This is a genomic window from Salinicoccus siamensis (assembly GCF_055391965.1).
In genome coordinates, this window is record NZ_AP043765.1 from 1,157,833 (window position 1) to 1,177,281 (window position 19,449).

Sequence of the window (19,449 nt, forward strand, 5' to 3'; positions counted from 1 at the left end):
CTCATCGAGCCGGGGCCATTATTTTATTTCTCTTCTACAATGTCATCACGTTGGAACCTCAGTACTGGTTTTCTGGCAGCCTGAGTCTCATCCAAGCGACCGACCACAGTAGTATGAGGGGCTTCAAGGACGATATCTGGATTTTCCTCAGCTTCTTTGGAGATACCGATCAAGGTGTCTACAAATCCATCCAGTGTTTCCTTGGACTCTGTCTCTGTCGGTTCTATCATCATGCACTCTTCAACGTTGAGTGGGAAGTAGATCGTCGGCGGATGATATCCGAAATCAAGCAGACGTTTTGCCATATCGAGTGTACGCACTCCCATTTTCTTCTGCCTGGAACCGCTTATGACAAATTCATGTTTACAATGTTGCTTGTAAGGAAGTTCGAATGTACCTTCAAGCCTTCTCATCATATAGTTGGCATTAAGGACCGCAATTTCCGATACTTCCTTGAGACCGTCCGGCCCCATGGTGCGAATATACGTATATGCCCGCAGGAATATGCCGAAGTTACCGAAAAATGGTTTTACGCGTCCGATGCTCTTAGGTACATCCTGCTCGACTTTGTAGGACTCATCTTCATTCTTGACGACGAGCGGTTTAGGAAGATACTTCGCCAATTCTGATTTGACTCCGATTGGTCCTGAGCCAGGGCCACCACCGCCATGCGGACCTGTAAATGTTTTGTGCAGGTTCAAGTGGACCGCATCGAAGCCCATATCCCCAGGGCGTACTTTTGCCATGATGGCATTCAAGTTGGCGCCATCATAGTAAAGTTTACCGCCCGCCTCATGGACGATATCACGCATTTCCAGAATATCCTCTTCAAACAGTCCAAGGGTATTCGGGTTCGTGAGCATTATTGCAGCTGTATCATCGCCTACCAGACTCTTCAGGTGCTCGATGTCAACGAGCCCTTTGTCATTGGATTTTACAGTCACTGCTTCAAACCCTGCTACTACCGCACTTGCCGGGTTTGTTCCGTGAGCCGAGTCCGGCACGATCACTTTAGTACGGTTGAAGTCTCCATTGTCTTCATGGAAGGCTTTGATCATCATCAATGCCGTCCATTCGCCCTGCGCACCAGCAGCAGGCTGCAATGTGATTTCATCCATTCCAGTAATCTCTTTGAGGTGCTCCTGCATATCGTAGACGATTTCAAGGGAACCTTGTATCGTTTTGTCGCTCTGGAGTGGATGGCTGAGTGCAAAACCTGGCATCCTGGCAACTTTTTCGTTGATTTTCGGATTATATTTCATGGTACAGGAACCAAGCGGATAAAATCCGGAGTCGACGCCGTAGTTCTTATTGGATAGTTCAGTATAGTGACGCATCAGGTCAAGTTCACTGATTTCTGGCAACTCGGCCTTTGTCTTCCGGACGAATTTATCGTCTATAATCGTACTGATATCCACCTTTTCCACTTCCAGATCCGGAAGCGAATAGGCAAAGCGATCTTCTATGCTTCTTTCAAAAATCAAAGGACTGGATCCCTTAAGCATTGTATTCACCCAACCTTTCGATAAATCCATCTATTTCTTCCTTAGTGCGCAATTCTGTAACAGCTACGAGCATATAGCCAGCAAAATCAGCGTCCACCTTCTCCAGGTTATAACCGCCGATATAGCCGTATTCAAGTAGTTCATCATTGATTTCGTCGACATCTTTTGAGAGTTTTACTGCAAACTCATTGAAAGACTGGCCATCCAGGATTGTAAATCCAGCAGACTTCAGCTTATTCTTCATATAGTGGGTCTTTTGGATATTCTGTTCAGCCATTTCTAATGCACCGTTTTTACCCAAGGCGCTCATCGCAACCGAAGATGCGAGCGCGTTCAGTGCCTGGTTGGAACAGATGTTGCTTGTTGCCTTATCCCGCCTTATATGCTGTTCACGGGCTTGAAGCGTGAGTACGAATCCACGGTTGCCTTCGTCATCCTGAGTTTGCCCAATGAGGCGTCCTGGCATTTTACGCATCAGTTTTTTAGTGGCTGCAAAATAACCACAGTGCGGGCCGCCGAATTGTGCCGGTATGCCGAATACTTGTGTGTCACCAGTGACGATGTCCGCGCCAAACTCACCTGGAGGTGTAAGAAGGCTCAGTGCAAGCGGATTACTGTTTACGACGAACAATGCCTTATGCTTGTGGGCGATCTCCTCCATCGCTTCCAGGTCTTCAATGGAACCGAGGAAGTTCGGATATTGCACCATCACCGCTGCCGTATCTTCATCAGACGCTTCAGCGAGTTTTTCAAGATCGGTATAGGACCCATTGAGATCAACTTCCACTACTTCGATGTTTTGGCCTTTACAGTAAGTTTTAAGCACTTCAATCGCCTGATAGTGAACACCCTTCGATACGACTACTTTCTTTTTCTTTGTCTGGCCGGCAGCCATTGTTGCGGCCTCAGCAAAGGCAGTTGGTCCATCGTACATAGAAGAGTTTGCCACGTCCATGCCGGTGAGTTCTGCAATCAAGGTCTGGAATTCAAAGATCGCCTGCAGTTCCCCTTGGGAGATTTCTGGCTGATAAGGTGTATAGGCAGTATAGAATTCCGAACGCGAGATGACATGATCCACCACTGTCGGGATATAATGGTCGTAGACGCCTGCACCCAGGAATGATGTGTGGGTTTCTGTAGTAATGTTCTTTTTGGAGACGTTTGTGAGCTCCCTCAAAAGCGAAGTCTCACTCTTCTTTTCTTTGATGTTCAATTCACCTTTGAACCGGACACTCTCAGGGATGTCTTCAAACAATTCGGAAATATCTTTTATGCCAATCGTTTCGAGCATTGCATTCTTATCTTTTTCAGTTAATGGCAAATAGCGGTGACTCACTTGATACACTCCTTCTGTTTTTAATTTTTATGGAACGGGGGTTTCACGAATTTAGCCGGCACATCTTTGCTGCGGACTTTGACGTTGAACGTCTTGTCGAGTTCAAAGAAGTCAGTATCCACAAGAGCAAAGCCGATGGATTTTTTGGTAACTGGAGATTGCGTTCCACTCGTTACATATCCCACCTTGTTTCCTTCTTCATCCGTCACCTCATAGTCGGTTCTCGCAATTCCCCTCTCAAGCAGTTCAAAACCGGCGAGCCTTCTTGGAGCCCCTTGATCTTTTTGTTGCTTGAGCACTTCTTTTCCAATGAAGTCCTCTTTGTCGGTTTTCACGGCAAAGCCTGCTTTAGCTTCAATCGGTGAAATATCCTCAGTGAGGTCTTGACCATGAAGTGGCAATCCTGCCTCCAGTCTGAGGGTATCCCTAGACCCGAGTCCACATTCGGTAACGCCTTCATCGACGAAAAGTTTCCAGAGTTTCTCCGTATCTGAGCTGTCGCAGTATATCTCGAAGCCATCCTCTCCTGTGTAGCCACTTTGTGAAAGGATTACATTACAGCCACCGATCTCAACATCCTTTTTAAAACGGAACATCTTCATTTCGCTGATATCTTCATCGGTATGCTTCTGCACGATTTCACGTGCATCAGGCCCCTGGATGGCGATCTGTCCATAGTCGGAAGTGACATTTTTGACAGTCGCATCATATCCTTTTATGGAGGTCAGCCATTCATAATCTTTATCAGTATTTCCGGCATTGACTACCAGAAGATATTTCTCATCTTCCAATTTATAGATGACGAGGTCGTCTATGACGCCACCTGACTCGTTGCATAGCATGGTGTACTGGGCTTTTGTGTCGGTAAGTTTTTCGACATTGTTCGTCAGTGCATAATTGAGGAAAGCTTCAGACTCCTTTCCCTCTACAAGAATCTCGCCCATGTGGCTCACCTCGAAAAGGCCTGCACTCTCCCTTACTGCCTTATGTTCTTCTTTTATACTGCTGAATTGGACCGGCAGAGCCCAACCCGAAAAGTCGATGACTTTTGCCCCGGCCTCCTTATAATAGTTATACAGCGGCGTCTTTTTAAGTTCAGACATGATATTTCTATTCCTCCTTTGGATAATAAAAAAACAGGACAGCCAATAGCTGCCCTGTTGATATGCCTTCAGGAATGCGTCCCAATGCTGTTCTTTTGCCTGAGAGATTCACCTTTACGGTTTGCTCCTTCGGCGACGATAACTCGTTCTCTCGAGCATTGTTCATTCGCAAATTTTTAATTGTCTTTACGACTACATTATAACCCCAATTTTTAGAAAATAGCAAGCGCTTTAATTCATTGTCTAGGAAAGTGCATTAAAGGCTCTGCATTATCTGATCGACGATGGTTTTTGGGGTTGAAGTGGCATCGACCTCAATTGTTGAAGTGCTGCGGTATAGATCAAGACGTTCTTCGTATAGTTTCTTCACCGATTCCTTATCTTTTACTAAAGGTCTGTTCATATCCTCACGGATCCTATTATAAAGCGTTGGAAAATCTGCATGAAGATAGATGATCGGCTGATCCATCTCCATAAGAAGCCTTCTTGAGGCTGCATAGGTTACCACGCCTCCGCCTGTCGCAAGAATGTGCTGGTTAGGCAGTGCTTTTAGGACATCATATTCACGTAGCCTGAAACCTGTCTCACCTTCAGCTGCAAATATTTCGGGGATGGCCATCCCTGAGGATTTTACGATTTCTTCATCAAGGTCGAGGATTTCCCTCCCCATATGTGCACCAAGCAATTTTGCGATCGTAGTCTTCCCACTCCCCATAAAACCTATAAGGATCATATCCTCACCCCAGTATATCTTGTATCCGCGTATTATAGATTTCGATGAAATTGGATTGTATTTCAATGATCATCATGAAGCGGTTATGATAATGATAGTACACGCCTGCCATATATATCAATACAATATACATCGAGAAGCTGAAGAAACCTTCATTTGATAAATGTAATCTGTTCTTCATTTTCCATTCCCTTTCCGAGAAATGAGAGAATGACGGACTCATCCGTCTCTTCAACTTTAAATTCGGTGACATTGAACATTACCGTAACGTAACCTTTGTCCCCCACTGTCTTAATGATTCTCGAGCCATGTCTTCTATAGCGTACTTTATTTGTCTTATCCATAAAAACAATGGATTCCTGGCTCGGCTCATAATCAGTGGCTGTACTATCCTTATATGACTGGCTGATATCGATTATGAAAAAATCATGTTCGAACTCCATTTCCTCTTCTTCATAATTGAATAGCGCGAGTAATGAAGGCAATAGAGCCATTATAAAAGCAGCGATGCCTAAGCTGACAAGTACTTCCAGGTAAGTGAATCCTGAATCATTTTTTGATTTTGATGCATTCTCCGCTCGCTTTGCCACATATTCTACCTCCTTCGACAACCCAGTTCTCGGTCTGACTGATGAAAGCCTCCCGATCATCGTAGGAGAGTAATTCAATGTACAACGTCCGATGTAATTCCAGTTGGATCTGCGCTTCTTCGGCTGCAGTTTGAATTGTAGTGACTGCCGGCACCAGAGTGACGGCAATGATGCTGAGGCACAGCATCGCAAGCAGTCCATCAATCAGCATGAACCCTTTTTCATTCGACACGGAACCGCCCCCTCTCAATCTGGAAAATGAATCTTACAGAAGAATCCGGACAGTCTAAACTTATGGTGCCGAACTTGTTCGCATCACCATCTGGCTTAAAGATGATGCGCTCGAGCCCGCCTGAATTGAGCTGGCACCGCTCAGGTATATAGGAGTTAAGTATATTGCCATCCCGGCTACGTAGATGAAAAGTATTGCCGGCACGGTCGATATCGACAATATTATAAGATTTTGAAGCCATCGCCTCCGTCTGGGCGTTATAGAAGAAATGGCTTATCCGTTCTATGTCCCCTTGTGTCCCGCCTGCTTCGTAATCAGGTATACTGACTACGCCAATAAGCAATATGACGCTGACGATGAATAATGTCAGCATCATTTCAAGAAGCGTAAAACCATCATGGCGTGCGTGCTGCTTTGCCATTGGTGACAACAATGGTGTCTCCATTCGCACATGTAACTTGATCGTCGGTCAAATACTCAGGTACGAGTGCATTGATTGAAGCAGGCGGCGCGCCCTCGTTCAATGTATAGGATTCCACTTGACTCTGGACCATTCTTACTTGCGCTTCACACCCTGTGTCCTGGACGTTTGCACTTTGGGCCGCTATGTTTGGAATGATCAGTATGATCAGCACTGATATGACCAATAGCACCAACAGCATTTCAATCAGAGTAAATCCTTCTTCACCGTTTGCCTTCATTTTATCTTTAAAATGTTTTCTCATCTGTTTCCTCCTAGTTTATCGCAGACATCATCTGGAATATCGGTAATATTATAATCAGATATAAACAGATGATGAGGACTCCGAGTATTGCGAAGATTACGGGTTGTATCTTCTTAGTTATATTTTCCACATACATGATAAGACGTTCCAACGTGTATTCGCTGAACATGATGAGTTCCTTGCCGACGCTGCTGTTCTGTTCGCCGTGACTGACGAACACAGACAATTTGGCATCAAGCAAATCTACCTCTCCCAAGACAAGTGACAGGCTTTCACCATTCATCAAGCCGTCCTTTATGGACTCTGACATATATCTTAGATAGCCATTTATTTCCTGATGAATGAAAAGGTCAAGAATCTCTTTCACTTCAAGTCCATTATTCAGAAAATAGCCGAACTCCCGTGAAAACCTATATGTCTGATAGCCGGTAAAAAAATAATTCACTAAAGGTATCTTGGTAAATATACGAGATTTCAATGCCACGTCCTTGATGGAAAAGATAGCTGATATAACGGTACAAGCCACAACTCCGGTTATAAAGCACAGCAGGAGTGCTATAGGCAACACATCAAGCGCTTTGATGAGCAGTGCCACAATCCCTTCGGATTGTGTGCCCATAGCACTGTAAAGGCTTTTGAATTGGGGGATGACTGTAAAATTGAGGGTTAATAGGAGTCCTACAAAGATCGTTATCAGCAACAAAGGATACTGCAACGCCTTAAGCAGTTTCGAACGCGTATTCCTCACGTATTCGATATACCTTGCAGATTCCCGCAACGTCTCCAATACTTTCCCATGTATTTCAGAAAATGCAATTTGGATAATGACTGAATTGCCATACCCCATATCCTTAAGTAATTTTCCAAGACTTTTGCCTTCTCGTACGGCCTCTATCATCTGCAGTCGATCTTTTGGTTTCAGCACATCATATTGTTCCAACAGAAAAAGCAGTGACTGCTGCATGGTAAAGCCTGTTTCAAGCAAATCAGCGAGTTTGATCAGAAAGTGGGCATCATATTTCCCGAGTTTATTTGAATTTATCCTCGTAAAACCTAAACTCATCCGCATTCAGTCCCCCTTCATCAAGCATATGGATCAGACGGTCGTGCAGTGTCCCATAAACAACGGAACCGGTCTTCAAAAACTCTTGTATCTCTGAGTTCCCAAGCGTTTCATAAATGATATAAGATCCTTTTTGAGTATGGATGAGACGCTGGTTTATGATTAATGAGATACTTTGTATCATCTCTTCATCATAGAGTCCAAAATCTTTAAGGCGACTGAGTGCGGCTACAGCAGATTTGCTGTGGAATGTACTGAATACAAGGTGTCCCGATAAACTTGCTCTAAGTAGGTTGGACGCTATATTTGCATCCCTTATCTCCCCGAACATTATGACATCCGGATCACACCTCAACACACCTTTTAGCAGAGGCTCGTAGTCGATTTGGGCTTTTTCATTGATCTCAACCTGTACAATTCCTTCCTGCTCATATTCAATCGGGTCTTCAATGCTGATTATTTGCCGTTCCCCTCTTGCTGCGACATCCCTGACCAACCGATACATCAGTGTCGATTTCCCGGAACCGGTGGGCCCGGTAAACAGAATCAGACCTTGCTGCCGGTTGATGTAGTCCTGGAAGAAATCATATTCAGAAGTGGTGCTGAATAATTCATTCGACGCCTTATCTTCCATCAGGTTGAGGATCCGTATGACGACCACTTCGTCCATAAGTGAGACTGGCAGTGTACTGACCCTTAAGTTGACGACTTCTTCATCAATCAGAATTGCGGTGCGGCCACTCTGAGGGACACGATGTTCGTTGATGTCGAGATCTGCAATGAATTTCAGATAGTTGATGGCTCGCCTATAGACTTCAATGTCGATCACTTCGAGCAGCTGCATCTTTCCTAGGCAACGGATCCTCACATGCGCCTTTTCACCTTCAGATGTCAAGTGGACATCCGTGGCCTCCTCAAGTATTGCATCTTTTAAAATCGTTTCTATAAGCTTTTTCATTCTTCACCTCCACCTTATATATGGGGAAAAGTGAAGGAATTGATCTTTTCTGAAATAAATTGATGAATTTCTCCTTATTGGCACAGTTTTTGTTGTATAATAGGGAATAATGGAAATGGATTCCAAACCATTTGATTTATTTAGTATTTACTTTAATATCTTCTTTATTTATAATTGACTATGATATGTAAAGTAAGGATGAAAGGACTGTTCTTATGGATAAAGTATTCAAGACACTCGGCTTTTGGACTGGTGTATTTGCAATCCTCTTCTATGTCGGTGACATGATGGCGATGACATTGCTGTTTCTCGCGCAAACCGGATTCTTCATTCTCCTCGGTTACATGAAATTGACAGAAAGGATGTACATGTACGTTTTTGCTGCATACCTCGTCCTTTTCTTTGTAGGTTTTACGTACTTCACTACATTTTTACTCGAGCCGAGATTTGGTTGATCATGTTTAAAAGGACCGTACAGATTGAAATCTGTACGGTCCTTTTTCTATTTCCTCACAAAAGGATTTGTCTTCTTTTCATACCCGATGGTGGTTTCCGGGCCGTGCCCTGGGTATACAACGATCTCATCATCGAGCATATACATCTTGTTGCGGATGCTGTCGATCAATGTGCTATGGTCTGCTTGATATAGATCTGTCCTTCCTATCCCACCGTTGAACAGAACATCACCTGAAACGATGAAGTCGTTAAAAAGATAACTCAAGCTTCCAGGTGAATGGCCCGGTGTATAAAGGACCTCGAACTCAAATTTGCCAATCGAGTGGCGACCCTCTTCTAGGGGTGCGGGTTGTATATCGGCTGTTATAATGGGCAAGCCCATGTCCGTATACTTAGCCGACCCATTCTTTGCCGGGTCGGCAAGCCATTCAAGCTCTGGGCGCCCCATCCAGGTTTTAGCATCATAATAATCGGCGATATCTTCTAGTGCTCCGATATGATCGAAATGGGCATGGGTCAGCAAGATCCCTTTGACGGTCAGATCCGAACCGATAGCCTCCCTGATCTTTTCAGGCTCTCCAGATGGGTCGACGATCAGTACATCTTCTCCTTCACACAGCAGATAGCAATTCGTTTCCAATGGCCCAAGGGGTAAAGTTCTTATTTCCATAAATGATCCTCCTTAAAATCTCCTCGACAAAGTACATTTTTAATTATACAATATATATGAGAATAAAGAGATTATGGGAGGTTGAGCATCATGCCATTCATTGATACGGGTAAGCTTTTTGAAATTGGCGGCGTGTCGATCCATATCGGGATCAACACTTTTTCCCTGCTGATGCTGATGATTTCAATCGTCGGTGTTTGGGGATTGGTGGCGGCAGTCAAAAATAAAAATCTGTTGGCGGTACTTTTCAGTCTAGCAACAGTTGCCACTTTTGGTTTCTTCGCAATCGCGACTATATTTACATACGGTTATCCAGACCTCGGACACTAGGCTGGACCGTTTATATAAAAAAGGCAAATCCTCTAGAGGATTTGCCTTTTTTGTCATTTCAGTAGTTTTTCGGCACGTTTCATCTGTTCGATTACTGCCTCTGTGCCGGTGCCACCCCGGCTGTTCCTTCTGTCAACTGATGTGCGGGTGGAGAGTTGATCATAGATGTCGTCCTCTATTGAACGGTGATGTTGCCTGAATTCCTCTAGGCTAAGATTTTTGAGATACTTGCCGGAATGGATGCACTTTAAAACAAGTTTCCCTACCACTTCATGGGCCTTTCTGAAAGACACTCCCTTCTGCACCAGATAATCAGCCAGTTCTGTAGCATTTGAAAAATCTTCTGATACCGTCTCCTCCAGCACTTCTTCATTTATGGACAGAGTCTCCAACATGCCGTTCATTATCTCGAGGGACCCCAAAACAGTTGTCACCGCATCGAATATTCCTTCTTTATCTTCCTGGAGGTCTTTATTATAGGTTAAGGGGAGACCTTTGACCAACATCAACATGCCCATCAGGGCACCGGTCGTCCGTCCGCTTTTTCCGCGGATCAGTTCTGCCATGTCAGGATTTTTCTTTTGCGGCATCATGGAGCTCCCGGTAGTGAATTGGTCGGATAGCTGAATGAAATTCGCTTCTTCGCTCATCCAGAAGATGATTTCTTCTGATAACCTCGACAGATGCATCATCACGAGGCTGATATTTGAAAGGGTTTCAATAATATAGTCACGATCACTTACGGCATCCATACTGTTTTGGTATATATCGGAAAAGCCAAGGAGATCGGCGGACATCTCGCGATCAATATCGAATGTCGTGCCGCTGATCGCCCCAGCTCCAAGAGGCGATAGATCGATGCGCTTCAATGATTCGCTGAAGCGCTCCCCATCCCTTTGCAACATCCAGAAATACGCCATGATATGATGCGAAAAGAGGACTGGCTGTGCCCTCTGAAGATGGGTGTAGCCAGGCATGATGACATGAATGTTTTCCTCGGCAAGCGTGAGTATGGTTTTTTTTAGACTATTGATGCTTTCTATAATATGTTCTACTTGTTCTTTGATGTATAGATGCATATCTGTCGCCACCTGATCATTACGGCTTCTCCCTGTGTGCAGTTTGCCGCCTACTTCCCCGATTTTATTGATCAGTGCGCGTTCGACATTCATATGGATGTCTTCGTGCTGTACGGACAGTTCCATCCGCCCCGCATTGAAGTCCTCCAGCACCGCCTTTAATCCGGAGATGATCTGTTCTGCTTCAACTTCGCTTAAAATCCCCTTCTTCTCCAGCATGGTTGCATGTGCAATACTACCTTCTATATCTTTCTCGATGAGTATCTTGTCAAAATGGATGGAAGCATTGAATGCTTCCACATAGTCGAGTGGCTCGCCTTGAAATCTTCCGCCCCATGCCTTTTTAGTCATAAAGCTTCACACCGTTATCAAGCATCGCCTTTACTTTGGTCGGCAATCCAAAAATTTCAATGAATCCTACAGAAGCATCCTGATTGAAAGCATCTTCATTGGTATAGGTTGCAAGTTTTTCATCATACAAGCTGTTGTCGGAACGCCTACCGGTGACCGTCACATTGCCTTTGTACAATTCAAGGCGCACTTCTCCGTTAACTGGCTGCTGCATATCCTTCAGCATTTTCCTAAGCGAATCGGATAGAGGGGAGAACCATAGTCCGTTATAGATTTGTTCAGTGAACTTTTGTTCGATGAATGGTTTGAAATGCGCGATGTCTTTTGTCAATGTGATCGTTTCAAGATCATGTTTTGCTGTAAGAATTACTTTCGCGCCCGGTGTTTCATAAACTTCACGCGACTTGATGCCGACTAGCCTGTTTTCGACGTGGTCTATCCTCCCGATTCCGTGGACTCCGGCAATCTCATTCAATTTAATGATCAGTTCATCCAGTTCATAGAACACACCATTGAGGGCTTTTGGCAGTCCATTTTCAAAATGCAACACAAGTTCTTCCGTTTCGTCAGGGGCTTCTTTGATGTTTCTGGTCAGAGCATATGCATCTTCCGGTGGCTTGGCCCACGGATCTTCAAGTACACCGCATTCATTGCTCCTGCCCCACAGATTCTGGTCTATCGAATAAGGTGAGTCTAGGTTGACCGGAATCGGGATATTCTTTTCTTTTGCATAATCGATTTCCTCTTCCCTACTCCATGTCCATTCACGTACTGGTGCAAGGACCTTAAGTGCAGGATCAAGGCTTTTGATGGCCACTTCAAAGCGGACTTGATCGTTGCCCTTGCCTGTACAGCCATGGGCGACATAGTCTGCATTGGATTGATGTGCGACTTCCACAAGTTTCTTGGAGATTAAAGGACGACTCAATGCAGATACTAACGGATACTTTCCTTCATACATAGAATTTGCATAAATTGCATAAGAAACGAAGTCGTCTGCAAACTCTTTTGTAGTATCGATCACATATGATTCAATTGCTCCCATATCCAATGCTTTTTGTTGGACCTTATCTAAGTCTTTTCCTTCTCCAACATCTAGGCACAGCGCCACAACATCGTATCCCTTATCTATAAACCACTGGATTGTCACACTTGTATCCAAACCGCCTGAATAGGCCAACACTACTTTTTCATTCATCTTCATACATCTCCTCACCATTAGAATAATTTAAATAATATCATTATAAACATTCGTAATCAAGTATATTTATTCATATATCTGCATTTCAGCATTTTACAAATATTTCAGTTGACTCTATAATCATCAGTAACTGAATAAAAGGAGCGTTTACTATGAGATATGTATTTATAACCGGAACAAGCCGTGGCCTCGGTCATGCAATGCTTGACATCTTCAGGGAAGATCGGATCATCAGCATCTCCCGTTCCAAGGTCGAAACGGATGTAGAGCTTTATAAAGAATTTCATGTAGATTTCCTGGATGAACAGAAGTTGGAAGAGATGTTGCCTGAAATATTCAATTCCATCTCGCCGGAAAAAGGGGACGAGATATATTTGATCAACAATGCCGGCATCGTAGGACCGGTCCATTCCATTGCGAATATGGATGCTCAAGGGTTCATGAAAAACTATAAAATCAATGTCCTGGCGCCAGCATTGTTGATGAAGGGCTATGTAAACGCTTTTAGTGACATTCAAGCTGCGAAACGCATCCTTACGGTTTCCAGTGGTGCTGCTCTGAATCCGATGGAAGGATGGTCAGCATATTGCAGTTCTAAAGCTGCAGTAAATATGGTGAGTGATGTTCTGCGCCAAGAGATGGATCGGTTGGACTACCCGATATTCACCGCCACCTATAGGCCTGGAGTTGTCGATACGGATATGCAGGGGGAAATCCGTTCTGCGGACCCTGAAGAGTTTCCGGACCTTGAAACCTTCAAAAAGCATAAATCTTCCAATCGCCTATATCCACCGAAAGTCGCAGCCTACGTCGCAAAACGCATCATCACATCAGACAATTTCGGTTTTTCCGAAAGCTACAGCATCAGTGATTTCCTCTAATAAAAAAAGCAGCCTTGGCTGCTTTTTTCATGTTAAATATTGTTTTACGAGACGTGCGGCTCCGTGTATTCCTGCATCGTTACCGAGTTCAGCAAAGACAATCTCAGTATTTTCATGGGCCGGCGGGAAAGTAAGCCGCTTATAATGCTTTCGTATCCTGTCCATAAGAATGTCGCCAGCCCGGCTGACACCGCCACCGATTATGAAGTAATTCGGGTTGGTGAGGACGGATATATCACTCAATGCAAGGCCAATGAACCCGGCGACTTCATCAAGCACCTTAATGCCGAGCGCGTCCCCGGACTTTGCCGCGTCAACAACAGCCTTGGATGTTACCGTGCCTTCTTCCAAGGTTTTTGAGAGTCTGGTTTCCACACCATTGTGAAAATGATGTCTGGCAAGGTTCACAATACCTGTGGCAGAGGCCACCGTCTCAAGGCACCCTTTCTTGCCACAGTTGCATTGGAACCTTCTCTTTGTATCGACATGGATGTGGCCTATCTCGCCTGCGGCGCCTCCATGACCATGAGCAAGCAGCCCGTTGACGACGATGCCGCCTCCAACTCCTGTACCGAGCGTCATCATGACCACATCGTCATAACCGCTTCCAGCTCCTTTATACTGCTCACCGAGCGCTGCGATATTGGCATCGTTATCCACGATCGTTCGAATGCCGCTCATCTTCTCAAATTCATATGAAATTGGCTTTTTGCCATTCCAATTCAAGTTGATTGCACCATTTATAATGCCATTTTTAAAATCAACCGGCCCTGGGACTCCGAGACCGACACCAATAATATCCGTCAGGTCCAAGCCATGGTTCGCTGTCTCTTTTACGAAAACCTCATGGATATCTTCCAGTATCTTGCCCCCGTCTGGAAATGTTTCTGTTGGAATCTCCCATTTGTGGAGTAATTCCAGGTCATCCGAAAATAATCCTAGTTTGCAGGTCGTACCCCCTATATCTGCCGCCAATATATTAGCCATTCTCAGCCTTCCTTTCTGTCTCTTAGAATCAACAGGGCTTCGGCATATTCTTTCTTATCGAGCAGCCCGGCCTTGTATAATTCCTTGATTTCCATTTCCATCATGAGGAGCATATTGCTCCTATCCCTATCATATACATATATGCCAAAACGCCTCAGCAGTTGATTGATGTGGCTTAGATCCTTATTCATTTCCATAATACTCCTTGGCGATGAGCCTCAATTCTTCGTCTTTAATTCTCTTAATGTTCAAGTCGTCCAGAATTTGGCCCATGGCTTCATAGTCTTTATCCTTTCTGAGTTTAATCAGCTTATGCTTCACTGCCCACTCATGTTTCGGATTCATTTCAAAGCTTTTCTCATGGTACTGTTCAGCAAGGTCATAGTCTCCCGTGTACTCGGCAATAAGTCCGAGTACGTGGTAGGTGCCGGCTGTGTCATCGCCTTCATTAACCGCTTCAGTGACGATCCCAAGTGCTGCACTATATTCCCCGGATTGGAGCTTGGACATTGCTTCCTGGTTGTATGCCGGTTCAGCGTTGGAACCCATCACCATAAAATATGAGATTGCTGCAATTAACACCAGAAGAGAAATGGATACTATGGTCCACACCCGTTTGAAACTTTGACGGTTAAACAGTACGCCGAGTAGTCCTCCAAACAGAAGTCCCCCGAAATGCGCATAATGATTGATGTTTGCCATGATTTGGGAGATGAATGATAATACCACAAATAATATGGCGATCTGCAGAAGCAGCTTCAAGTCGATTTTCCCTCTTATCAACAGATGTACTATCAGAATGCCGATCAGGCCGTATACTGCCCCACTTGCGCCGAGGGAAGCCCCTTCAGTGATGAACACCAGTGAAAAGAGGCTTGATAGTATGCCTGTCAGTACATAGGCGATGGCCAAGCGCCACTTTCCATAGAGCACCTCTATGAATTTCCCGGCTATGAATAAAGCAAAGATGTTAAACAGGAAATGCTCGACGGTGACATGGAGGAAGCTGCTGCTCAAAAGTCTGTATAAATCCCCGGAAACCACTGCAGAGTGGCTGACAGCAAGCTGCTCTGTAAGTTGGAAGGAACCGACTATATGGATAAGGATGAGATTGAGCAGAAACACAACCAGATTGATCGCAGTCAATAAATAAGTCATCGGAGTGAAGCGGACCATGTAGCGTTCAAAAGGATGCCGGCTCAACAATCGTTTCTGGTAATGCGCAGCAGGCTTGGATTGTTTATATTTCAAGTCTAATCTATAGAAAGGATTATCGATCAGAGTGCCGTAGTCTTTGACCCCTTCGTGGATGATCTCCACTCCATCCGCTTCGAATCGTTCGGACGCCCCGTCCGCATCAGGATAATAACTTTCAACATGACGCACCACCCCATGCTGACCTTGTATAAATAAGCGGTGTAATATATAGTCGACGGCGTCCTCAGATGATGTGTCTACATTTGTGGCATGCAGGCACATCATACTCGCTTTTTTATCGTTTTTAAGCCATATCACTTCACGACTCTGGTCGAAATCGTAAAACGTATAATCTGTGTAACGGGTCACTTCGTAGGCGGTGCGCCATATATCAGGCATCTTCATTTCTCTTCTCTGCTGCATCTATCGTACGCTCTGGGGTAATCAATATATCTACAGGGATATCATGGGGTTCAACAATGACTTCGCCAAGCTGCTCTTCAAAAAGTAATGATACCTTCAAGCCGGTATAGTTTGCCAGAAACTTGTCATAATATCCACCCCCATATCCGATCCGGTAGCCGGATTGGGAATAGATGAGGCCCGGGACCAGGATGAGGTCAGGTGCATTGTTGACGCGCTCGGCATCCTTTGGCACCCTTAATCCCTTTTCATCTTTTACAACTGCGTCAAAAGAAGAGAACTCACAGAAATTCATCACTTTCTGGTCGTAGTTGCATACGGGCGTATAGATTTCTATCCCTCGCGATTTCAATTGACTGATGATGCCATCGGTATCCATTTCATGCGGCATCGACAGCACGATGCCGACTGAAGTGATGTTCAATTGACTGATATATTCAAGCAGTTTGGTTTTTAAAATTTCCTCCTTGCGCTTCTTGTCAGAAGGACCGAGCGAAGCCAGCCTGTCCATCATCTCTTTTCGCATATCTTTCTTATTCATTTCAAAAGCCTCTCTTTCCGCATTTCATTTCTATCTTTCATTATAATCATTCCACCGTCAAATCAAAAGCCGTCAGTTGCAATAACTGTTATACACCATCATCTCAAGCACTATAAATCCAAAAAATAAGGCACCCTTATAGGTGCCTTACTGTCCGTATACGAGCTTCGGATAAAAAGTATCCGTATTATATTGATAATTCGGCTTAGGTGACTGCTCATAATAGAGTTCATAATACTTATTGACGACATCGCGGCCTAAGTACTGTCCAGGGAAGAAAGGCACCGTATAAGGCATGTTCGGGAAGATGACGGCGAACGCCATATCCGGCTCATCATACGGCGCGTAGCCTGTATAAGTCTGGTTCAGGACGTCTACTCCTTCAAACTTAGCCTCAGCTGTTCCGGTCTTGCCTGCAGCCTTCGGTTCGAGCTCATGATAGGCATCCCAGCCGGTGCCGTATCGATTTGTTGCGGTGTCATGCGTGTTGAACACATCATAGAACCCTTTATGGATCTGCTCCAGCTCTTCTGGAGAATACAGTACAGTATTCAGCACTTCACCATCGAAGGATTGCAGCAGTGTCCCTTCCCCGTTGGCATCTCCACTGCGCACCTCTTTTGCCATATGAAGCCCTACCCTGTTTCCGCCGTTGGCGATGGTGGACATGTATTGGGACAGTTGCAGTGCAGAATACGTGTCATACTGTCCGATTGCCAAATTCAAAAAGCTTGAAGGGTTGTTTGCCAGATCCGGACTGAGTCCGGTGGCTTCGTTCGGCAGATCGATGCCTGTCGACACCCCAAGGCCGAATTGATTCAAGCCATTCCTCAATTTGTTCGCGCCACCTGTAATATCGGTCGGCAATGACATTCCCGGTGTATAGCTGAAATCAGCCAGTCCCATCGCAATCTTCATCATGTAGACGTTGGAAGATACCATCAACGCTTCCTGGTCATCTATCGCAACCTTGCTGTCGCGGTTGAAGAATGACGATTTCGTACCCTGGTCCCCTGCAAAGTTAAGTGGCTCATCGATCAGCACTTCCCCCGGCTCGATGATGTCATTTTGATAGCCGGTTGTAACAGTGGCACCTTTTATGGAGGAACCCACCGGATAGGTTGAAGTAAGCGCACCATAATGGTAATCGACGATTTCACCATTTTCATCGAGCTGTTTTCCGACCATGGCCAGCACATCACCATTATTCGGGTCCTGCACGACCAGAACGACTGTGTTCAAATATTCAGGGATGATCGTGTAATCAAGTTCCCCGGTCCTATTATTGCGTGCCGCCACTTCCTCAGCCATCTTTCTGAGTGATGTCAGGTGATGTTCGGCAATCGCTTCAAGTTCAAGTTGAAGTTCGATATCGATGGTGAGATACAGGTCATCGCCCGGCTCCCCCTTCTTGACCGTTTCCTGCTTAAGTATTTTCCCTGATTTGTCGGTGGAATATTTAACTTGTGCCTTTTCACCGCGCAGGACATTTTCATATTGATATTCAAGGTAAGTTTTACCGACTCTGTCATTACGTGAATACCCTCTTGCCATATAGTAATCGAGCAGTTCTTTTGGCAATCCCTCTTCTGATGAGGATACTTCTCCGAGAACGGTCTTAAGGGTGGAGTCATATGGGTATTCGCGTTCCCAGTCCATCCCGGTGGAAATGCCTTCCAATGAATCAAGCGATTCATTTACAGCCGCGAACTCTGCCTCGGTCACATCTTCACTCTTAACGACTACAGGATTGAGTTCACGGGCGTTGACCATCTCGACAAAGACGGCGATCGTGTTGAGATCTTCTTCTGATAGAATGTCTGATAGTTGTTGGTCATCGATTTGCCTATATAACTCTTCATTGAACTGCTTTTGTGAAATATTGCCATTATCGAGTAAGGTCTGCTCTTTTTTCATTATCTTTTCTACTTCTTCCGGATAACGGTTGATCAGATAATCTTGCTTATCCCTAAGGGAGATGTTTTCAGTATCCATCTCGATGTAATCCGATAACTTCAGGGCGACATCCATTATTTCACCGGAGGACATATTCCTGTGACGGGTGAAATAGATGGCTTTCTTGGAAGCATTGCCGACAAGCAAGTTGCCATTCCGGTCGTATATTTCGCCGCGCGGCACATTTTGGTTGATCTCTACATACTGGGCATTCTCCACCTCTTCCTGGTACATATCCCCTTTGACGATCTGCAGATAACCTATGCGGAATATGAGTGCCAGGCAAAGAAGAAAGACAACCAGCATGATTATGTTTATCCTGGATTTCATCACTTGATTATTTATGGTTTCAAGACTCTTGGTTTTGGCTCTTTTCAATAAAACTCATCCTCTTTTACCTGAAAAATATGTAATGTCATTCTATCATATTATGGAGTCTTTAGTTCTGGAAATTAAAAAAGGGACGGTTGCCCGTCCCTTTACTATTGCTTGGAATTATTTAGCATTGCTGTACAATTCGCTTACTTTATCCCAATTGACGACGTTCCAGAAAGCTTTCAAGTATTCTGGACGTTTGTTTTGGTATTTCAGATAGTAAGCATGTTCCCAAACGTCAACACCGAGGATAGGTGTCTTGCCGTCTGTCATTGGGTTGTCCTGGTTAGGTGTAGATACGATTTCAAGCTCACCGTTGTTTACAACGAGCCAAGCCCAACCGGAACCGAAGCGTCCAGCACCTGCTGCTTCAAATTCTTCTTTGAATTTGTCTACAGAACCGAATTTAGATTCGATTGCTTCTTTGAGTTCACCAGAGAGTTCTTTTGTTTCTGGAGTGAGGAGCTCCCAGAATAGTGAGTGGTTAAGGTGTCCGCCACCGTTGTTTCTCACTGCTGTTTTCTTGTCTTCAGGAACGGAATCCAGATTTTTAATGATGTCTTCAATGGATTTGCTCTCAAGGTCTGTGCCTTTGACAGCGTCATTGAGTTTAGTTACATAGGTGTTATGATGCTTTGTGTGGTGGATTTCCATCGTTTCTTTATCGATGTGTGGTTCCAACGCATCATATGCATAAGGTAGTTCTGGTAGTTCAAAAGCCATAGTAAATTCCCCTCCATAGTGATTTGTTTACATA

The 19,449-nt window shown here is 44.7% G+C and carries 23 protein-coding genes and 1 riboswitch; of the genes, 3 read left to right on the forward strand and 20 right to left on the reverse strand.

Annotation, left to right across the window (positions count from 1 at the left end):
* Nucleotides 1–23 precede the first annotated feature (23 nt).
* The 11 genes from gcvPB to comGA all read right to left on the reverse strand — a co-directional run bounded on the left by gcvPB (nt 24) and on the right by comGA (nt 8,245).
* Nucleotides 24–1,505, reverse strand: a complete 1,482-nt coding sequence (gene gcvPB / locus ACZ5LF_RS06020) for an aminomethyl-transferring glycine dehydrogenase subunit GcvPB (RefSeq protein WP_380569629.1) — start codon at nt 1,503–1,505, stop codon at nt 24–26.
* Nucleotides 1,498–2,841 carry an aminomethyl-transferring glycine dehydrogenase subunit GcvPA gene (gcvPA, locus tag ACZ5LF_RS06025; RefSeq protein WP_380569558.1) on the reverse strand — a complete coding sequence of 448 codons (1,344 nt, stop codon included), beginning with the start codon at nt 2,839–2,841 and terminating at the stop codon, nt 1,498–1,500. The genes gcvPB and gcvPA overlap by 8 nt, the downstream gene beginning before the upstream one ends.
* Nucleotides 2,842–2,861: 20 nt before the next feature.
* Nucleotides 2,862–3,947, reverse strand: coding sequence for a glycine cleavage system aminomethyltransferase GcvT (gcvT, locus tag ACZ5LF_RS06030; protein ID WP_380569630.1), 1,086 nt, complete (start codon nt 3,945–3,947; stop codon nt 2,862–2,864).
* Between the two features lie 74 nt (nt 3,948–4,021).
* Nucleotides 4,022–4,110, reverse strand: a riboswitch (glycine riboswitch).
* 90 nt (nt 4,111–4,200) lie between these two features.
* Complete coding sequence (locus tag ACZ5LF_RS06035) at nt 4,201–4,677, reverse strand: shikimate kinase (RefSeq protein WP_380569559.1); 477 nt, start codon at nt 4,675–4,677, stop codon at nt 4,201–4,203.
* Nucleotides 4,678–4,681: 4 nt separating this feature from the next.
* On the reverse strand, nt 4,682–4,858 hold the full coding sequence (locus ACZ5LF_RS06040; protein ID WP_344702836.1) for a hypothetical protein: 177 nt from the start codon (nt 4,856–4,858) through the stop codon (nt 4,682–4,684).
* On the reverse strand, nt 4,830–5,267 hold the full coding sequence (locus tag ACZ5LF_RS06045; RefSeq protein WP_380569560.1) for a competence type IV pilus minor pilin ComGF: 438 nt from the start codon (nt 5,265–5,267) through the stop codon (nt 4,830–4,832). The genes ACZ5LF_RS06040 and ACZ5LF_RS06045 overlap by 29 nt, the downstream gene beginning before the upstream one ends.
* Complete coding sequence (locus tag ACZ5LF_RS06050; protein WP_380569561.1) at nt 5,227–5,499, reverse strand: hypothetical protein; 273 nt, start codon at nt 5,497–5,499, stop codon at nt 5,227–5,229. The genes ACZ5LF_RS06045 and ACZ5LF_RS06050 overlap by 41 nt, the downstream gene beginning before the upstream one ends.
* The gene (comGD, locus tag ACZ5LF_RS06055) at nt 5,489–5,920 is read right to left on the reverse strand and encodes a competence type IV pilus minor pilin ComGD (RefSeq protein ID WP_380569631.1); all 432 of its coding nucleotides are present in this window, start codon (nt 5,918–5,920) and stop codon (nt 5,489–5,491) included. Before comGD ends, ACZ5LF_RS06050 begins: the two co-directional genes overlap by 11 nt.
* Nucleotides 5,895–6,224, reverse strand: a complete 330-nt coding sequence (gene comGC / locus ACZ5LF_RS06060) for a competence type IV pilus major pilin ComGC (protein WP_380569562.1) — start codon at nt 6,222–6,224, stop codon at nt 5,895–5,897. Before comGC ends, comGD begins: the two co-directional genes overlap by 26 nt.
* A gap of 10 nt (nt 6,225–6,234) precedes the next feature.
* The gene (comGB, locus tag ACZ5LF_RS06065; RefSeq protein ID WP_380569563.1) at nt 6,235–7,287 is read right to left on the reverse strand and encodes a competence type IV pilus assembly protein ComGB; all 1,053 of its coding nucleotides are present in this window, start codon (nt 7,285–7,287) and stop codon (nt 6,235–6,237) included.
* A complete protein-coding gene (gene comGA, locus ACZ5LF_RS06070) occupies nt 7,253–8,245 on the reverse strand; it encodes a competence type IV pilus ATPase ComGA (RefSeq protein WP_380569564.1) in 993 nt (330 codons plus the stop codon). Before comGA ends, comGB begins: the two co-directional genes overlap by 35 nt.
* A gap of 215 nt (nt 8,246–8,460) precedes the next feature.
* Here comGA and ACZ5LF_RS06075 point away from each other — a divergent pair, with 215 nt between their 5' ends.
* Nucleotides 8,461–8,700, forward strand: coding sequence for a DUF2626 family protein (locus tag ACZ5LF_RS06075; RefSeq protein WP_344702823.1), 240 nt, complete (start codon nt 8,461–8,463; stop codon nt 8,698–8,700).
* Nucleotides 8,701–8,747: 47 nt separating this feature from the next.
* Here the strand turns inward: ACZ5LF_RS06075 and ACZ5LF_RS06080 are convergent, their stop codons facing one another.
* On the reverse strand, nt 8,748–9,371 hold the full coding sequence (locus tag ACZ5LF_RS06080) for an MBL fold metallo-hydrolase (RefSeq protein ID WP_380569565.1): 624 nt from the start codon (nt 9,369–9,371) through the stop codon (nt 8,748–8,750).
* 90 nt (nt 9,372–9,461) lie between these two features.
* On the opposite strand from ACZ5LF_RS06080, the gene ACZ5LF_RS06085 reads away from it, so the two are divergent.
* The gene (locus ACZ5LF_RS06085; protein ID WP_380569566.1) at nt 9,462–9,701 is read left to right on the forward strand and encodes a DUF2759 domain-containing protein; all 240 of its coding nucleotides are present in this window, start codon (nt 9,462–9,464) and stop codon (nt 9,699–9,701) included.
* Nucleotides 9,702–9,754: 53 nt separating this feature from the next.
* Here ACZ5LF_RS06085 and argH read toward each other — a convergent pair whose 3' ends face one another.
* Complete coding sequence (gene argH, locus ACZ5LF_RS06090; protein ID WP_380569567.1) at nt 9,755–11,131, reverse strand: argininosuccinate lyase; 1,377 nt, start codon at nt 11,129–11,131, stop codon at nt 9,755–9,757.
* Nucleotides 11,124–12,329 (reverse strand): argininosuccinate synthase, encoded by a 1,206-nt coding sequence (locus ACZ5LF_RS06095; protein WP_380569568.1) that lies wholly within the window; start codon nt 12,327–12,329, stop codon nt 11,124–11,126. The genes argH and ACZ5LF_RS06095 overlap by 8 nt, the downstream gene beginning before the upstream one ends.
* 155 nt (nt 12,330–12,484) lie before the next feature.
* Here ACZ5LF_RS06095 and ACZ5LF_RS06100 point away from each other — a divergent pair, with 155 nt between their 5' ends.
* Nucleotides 12,485–13,213, forward strand: coding sequence for an SDR family NAD(P)-dependent oxidoreductase (locus tag ACZ5LF_RS06100; protein ID WP_380569569.1), 729 nt, complete (start codon nt 12,485–12,487; stop codon nt 13,211–13,213).
* 27 nt (nt 13,214–13,240) lie between these two features.
* On the opposite strand, the gene ACZ5LF_RS06105 is transcribed toward ACZ5LF_RS06100, so the two are convergent.
* The 6 genes from ACZ5LF_RS06105 to ACZ5LF_RS06130 form a co-directional block, all read right to left on the reverse strand.
* Entirely contained in the window at nt 13,241–14,200 is a 960-nt protein-coding gene (locus tag ACZ5LF_RS06105; RefSeq protein ID WP_380569570.1) for an ROK family glucokinase, read from the reverse strand.
* A 2-nt stretch (nt 14,201–14,202) separates the two neighbouring features.
* Complete coding sequence (locus tag ACZ5LF_RS06110) at nt 14,203–14,391, reverse strand: YqgQ family protein (protein ID WP_380569571.1); 189 nt, start codon at nt 14,389–14,391, stop codon at nt 14,203–14,205.
* Nucleotides 14,384–15,820, reverse strand: coding sequence for a rhomboid family intramembrane serine protease (locus ACZ5LF_RS06115; RefSeq protein ID WP_380569572.1), 1,437 nt, complete (start codon nt 15,818–15,820; stop codon nt 14,384–14,386). The genes ACZ5LF_RS06110 and ACZ5LF_RS06115 overlap by 8 nt, the downstream gene beginning before the upstream one ends.
* Nucleotides 15,789–16,361, reverse strand: a complete 573-nt coding sequence (locus tag ACZ5LF_RS06120; protein WP_380569573.1) for a 5-formyltetrahydrofolate cyclo-ligase — start codon at nt 16,359–16,361, stop codon at nt 15,789–15,791. Before ACZ5LF_RS06120 ends, ACZ5LF_RS06115 begins: the two co-directional genes overlap by 32 nt.
* Before the next feature lie 147 nt (nt 16,362–16,508).
* Entirely contained in the window at nt 16,509–18,695 is a 2,187-nt protein-coding gene (locus ACZ5LF_RS06125; RefSeq protein WP_380569574.1) for a peptidoglycan D,D-transpeptidase FtsI family protein, read from the reverse strand.
* Nucleotides 18,696–18,812: 117 nt separating this feature from the next.
* A complete protein-coding gene (locus ACZ5LF_RS06130; protein WP_380569575.1) occupies nt 18,813–19,415 on the reverse strand; it encodes a superoxide dismutase in 603 nt (200 codons plus the stop codon).
* Nucleotides 19,416–19,449 lie beyond the last annotated feature (34 nt).

Coding starts and splice junctions, on each gene's coding strand:
- gcvPB (WP_380569629.1), bottom strand. CDS start 1,505: ATGCTTAAGGGATCCAGTCCTTTGATTTTTGAAAGAAGCATAGAAGAT.
- ACZ5LF_RS06035 (WP_380569559.1), bottom strand. CDS start 4,677: ATGATCCTTATAGGTTTTATGGGGAGTGGGAAGACTACGATCGCAAAA.
- ACZ5LF_RS06040 (WP_344702836.1), bottom strand. CDS start 4,858: ATGAAGAACAGATTACATTTATCAAATGAAGGTTTCTTCAGCTTCTCG.
- comGD (WP_380569631.1), bottom strand. CDS start 5,920: ATGGCAAAGCAGCACGCACGCCATGATGGTTTTACGCTTCTTGAAATG.
- comGC (WP_380569562.1), bottom strand. CDS start 6,224: ATGAGAAAACATTTTAAAGATAAAATGAAGGCAAACGGTGAAGAAGGA.
- comGB (WP_380569563.1), bottom strand. CDS start 7,287: ATGAGTTTAGGTTTTACGAGGATAAATTCAAATAAACTCGGGAAATAT.
- comGA (WP_380569564.1), bottom strand. CDS start 8,245: ATGAAAAAGCTTATAGAAACGATTTTAAAAGATGCAATACTTGAGGAG.
- ACZ5LF_RS06075 (WP_344702823.1), top strand. CDS start 8,461: ATGGATAAAGTATTCAAGACACTCGGCTTTTGGACTGGTGTATTTGCA.
- ACZ5LF_RS06080 (WP_380569565.1), bottom strand. CDS start 9,371: ATGGAAATAAGAACTTTACCCCTTGGGCCATTGGAAACGAATTGCTAT.
- ACZ5LF_RS06085 (WP_380569566.1), top strand. CDS start 9,462: ATGCCATTCATTGATACGGGTAAGCTTTTTGAAATTGGCGGCGTGTCG.
- argH (WP_380569567.1), bottom strand. CDS start 11,131: ATGACTAAAAAGGCATGGGGCGGAAGATTTCAAGGCGAGCCACTCGAC.
- ACZ5LF_RS06095 (WP_380569568.1), bottom strand. CDS start 12,329: ATGAATGAAAAAGTAGTGTTGGCCTATTCAGGCGGTTTGGATACAAGT.
- ACZ5LF_RS06100 (WP_380569569.1), top strand. CDS start 12,485: ATGAGATATGTATTTATAACCGGAACAAGCCGTGGCCTCGGTCATGCA.
- ACZ5LF_RS06105 (WP_380569570.1), bottom strand. CDS start 14,200: ATGGCTAATATATTGGCGGCAGATATAGGGGGTACGACCTGCAAACTA.
- ACZ5LF_RS06110 (WP_380569571.1), bottom strand. CDS start 14,391: ATGAATAAGGATCTAAGCCACATCAATCAACTGCTGAGGCGTTTTGGC.
- ACZ5LF_RS06115 (WP_380569572.1), bottom strand. CDS start 15,820: ATGCAGCAGAGAAGAGAAATGAAGATGCCTGATATATGGCGCACCGCC.
- ACZ5LF_RS06120 (WP_380569573.1), bottom strand. CDS start 16,361: ATGAATAAGAAAGATATGCGAAAAGAGATGATGGACAGGCTGGCTTCG.
- ACZ5LF_RS06130 (WP_380569575.1), bottom strand. CDS start 19,415: ATGGCTTTTGAACTACCAGAACTACCTTATGCATATGATGCGTTGGAA.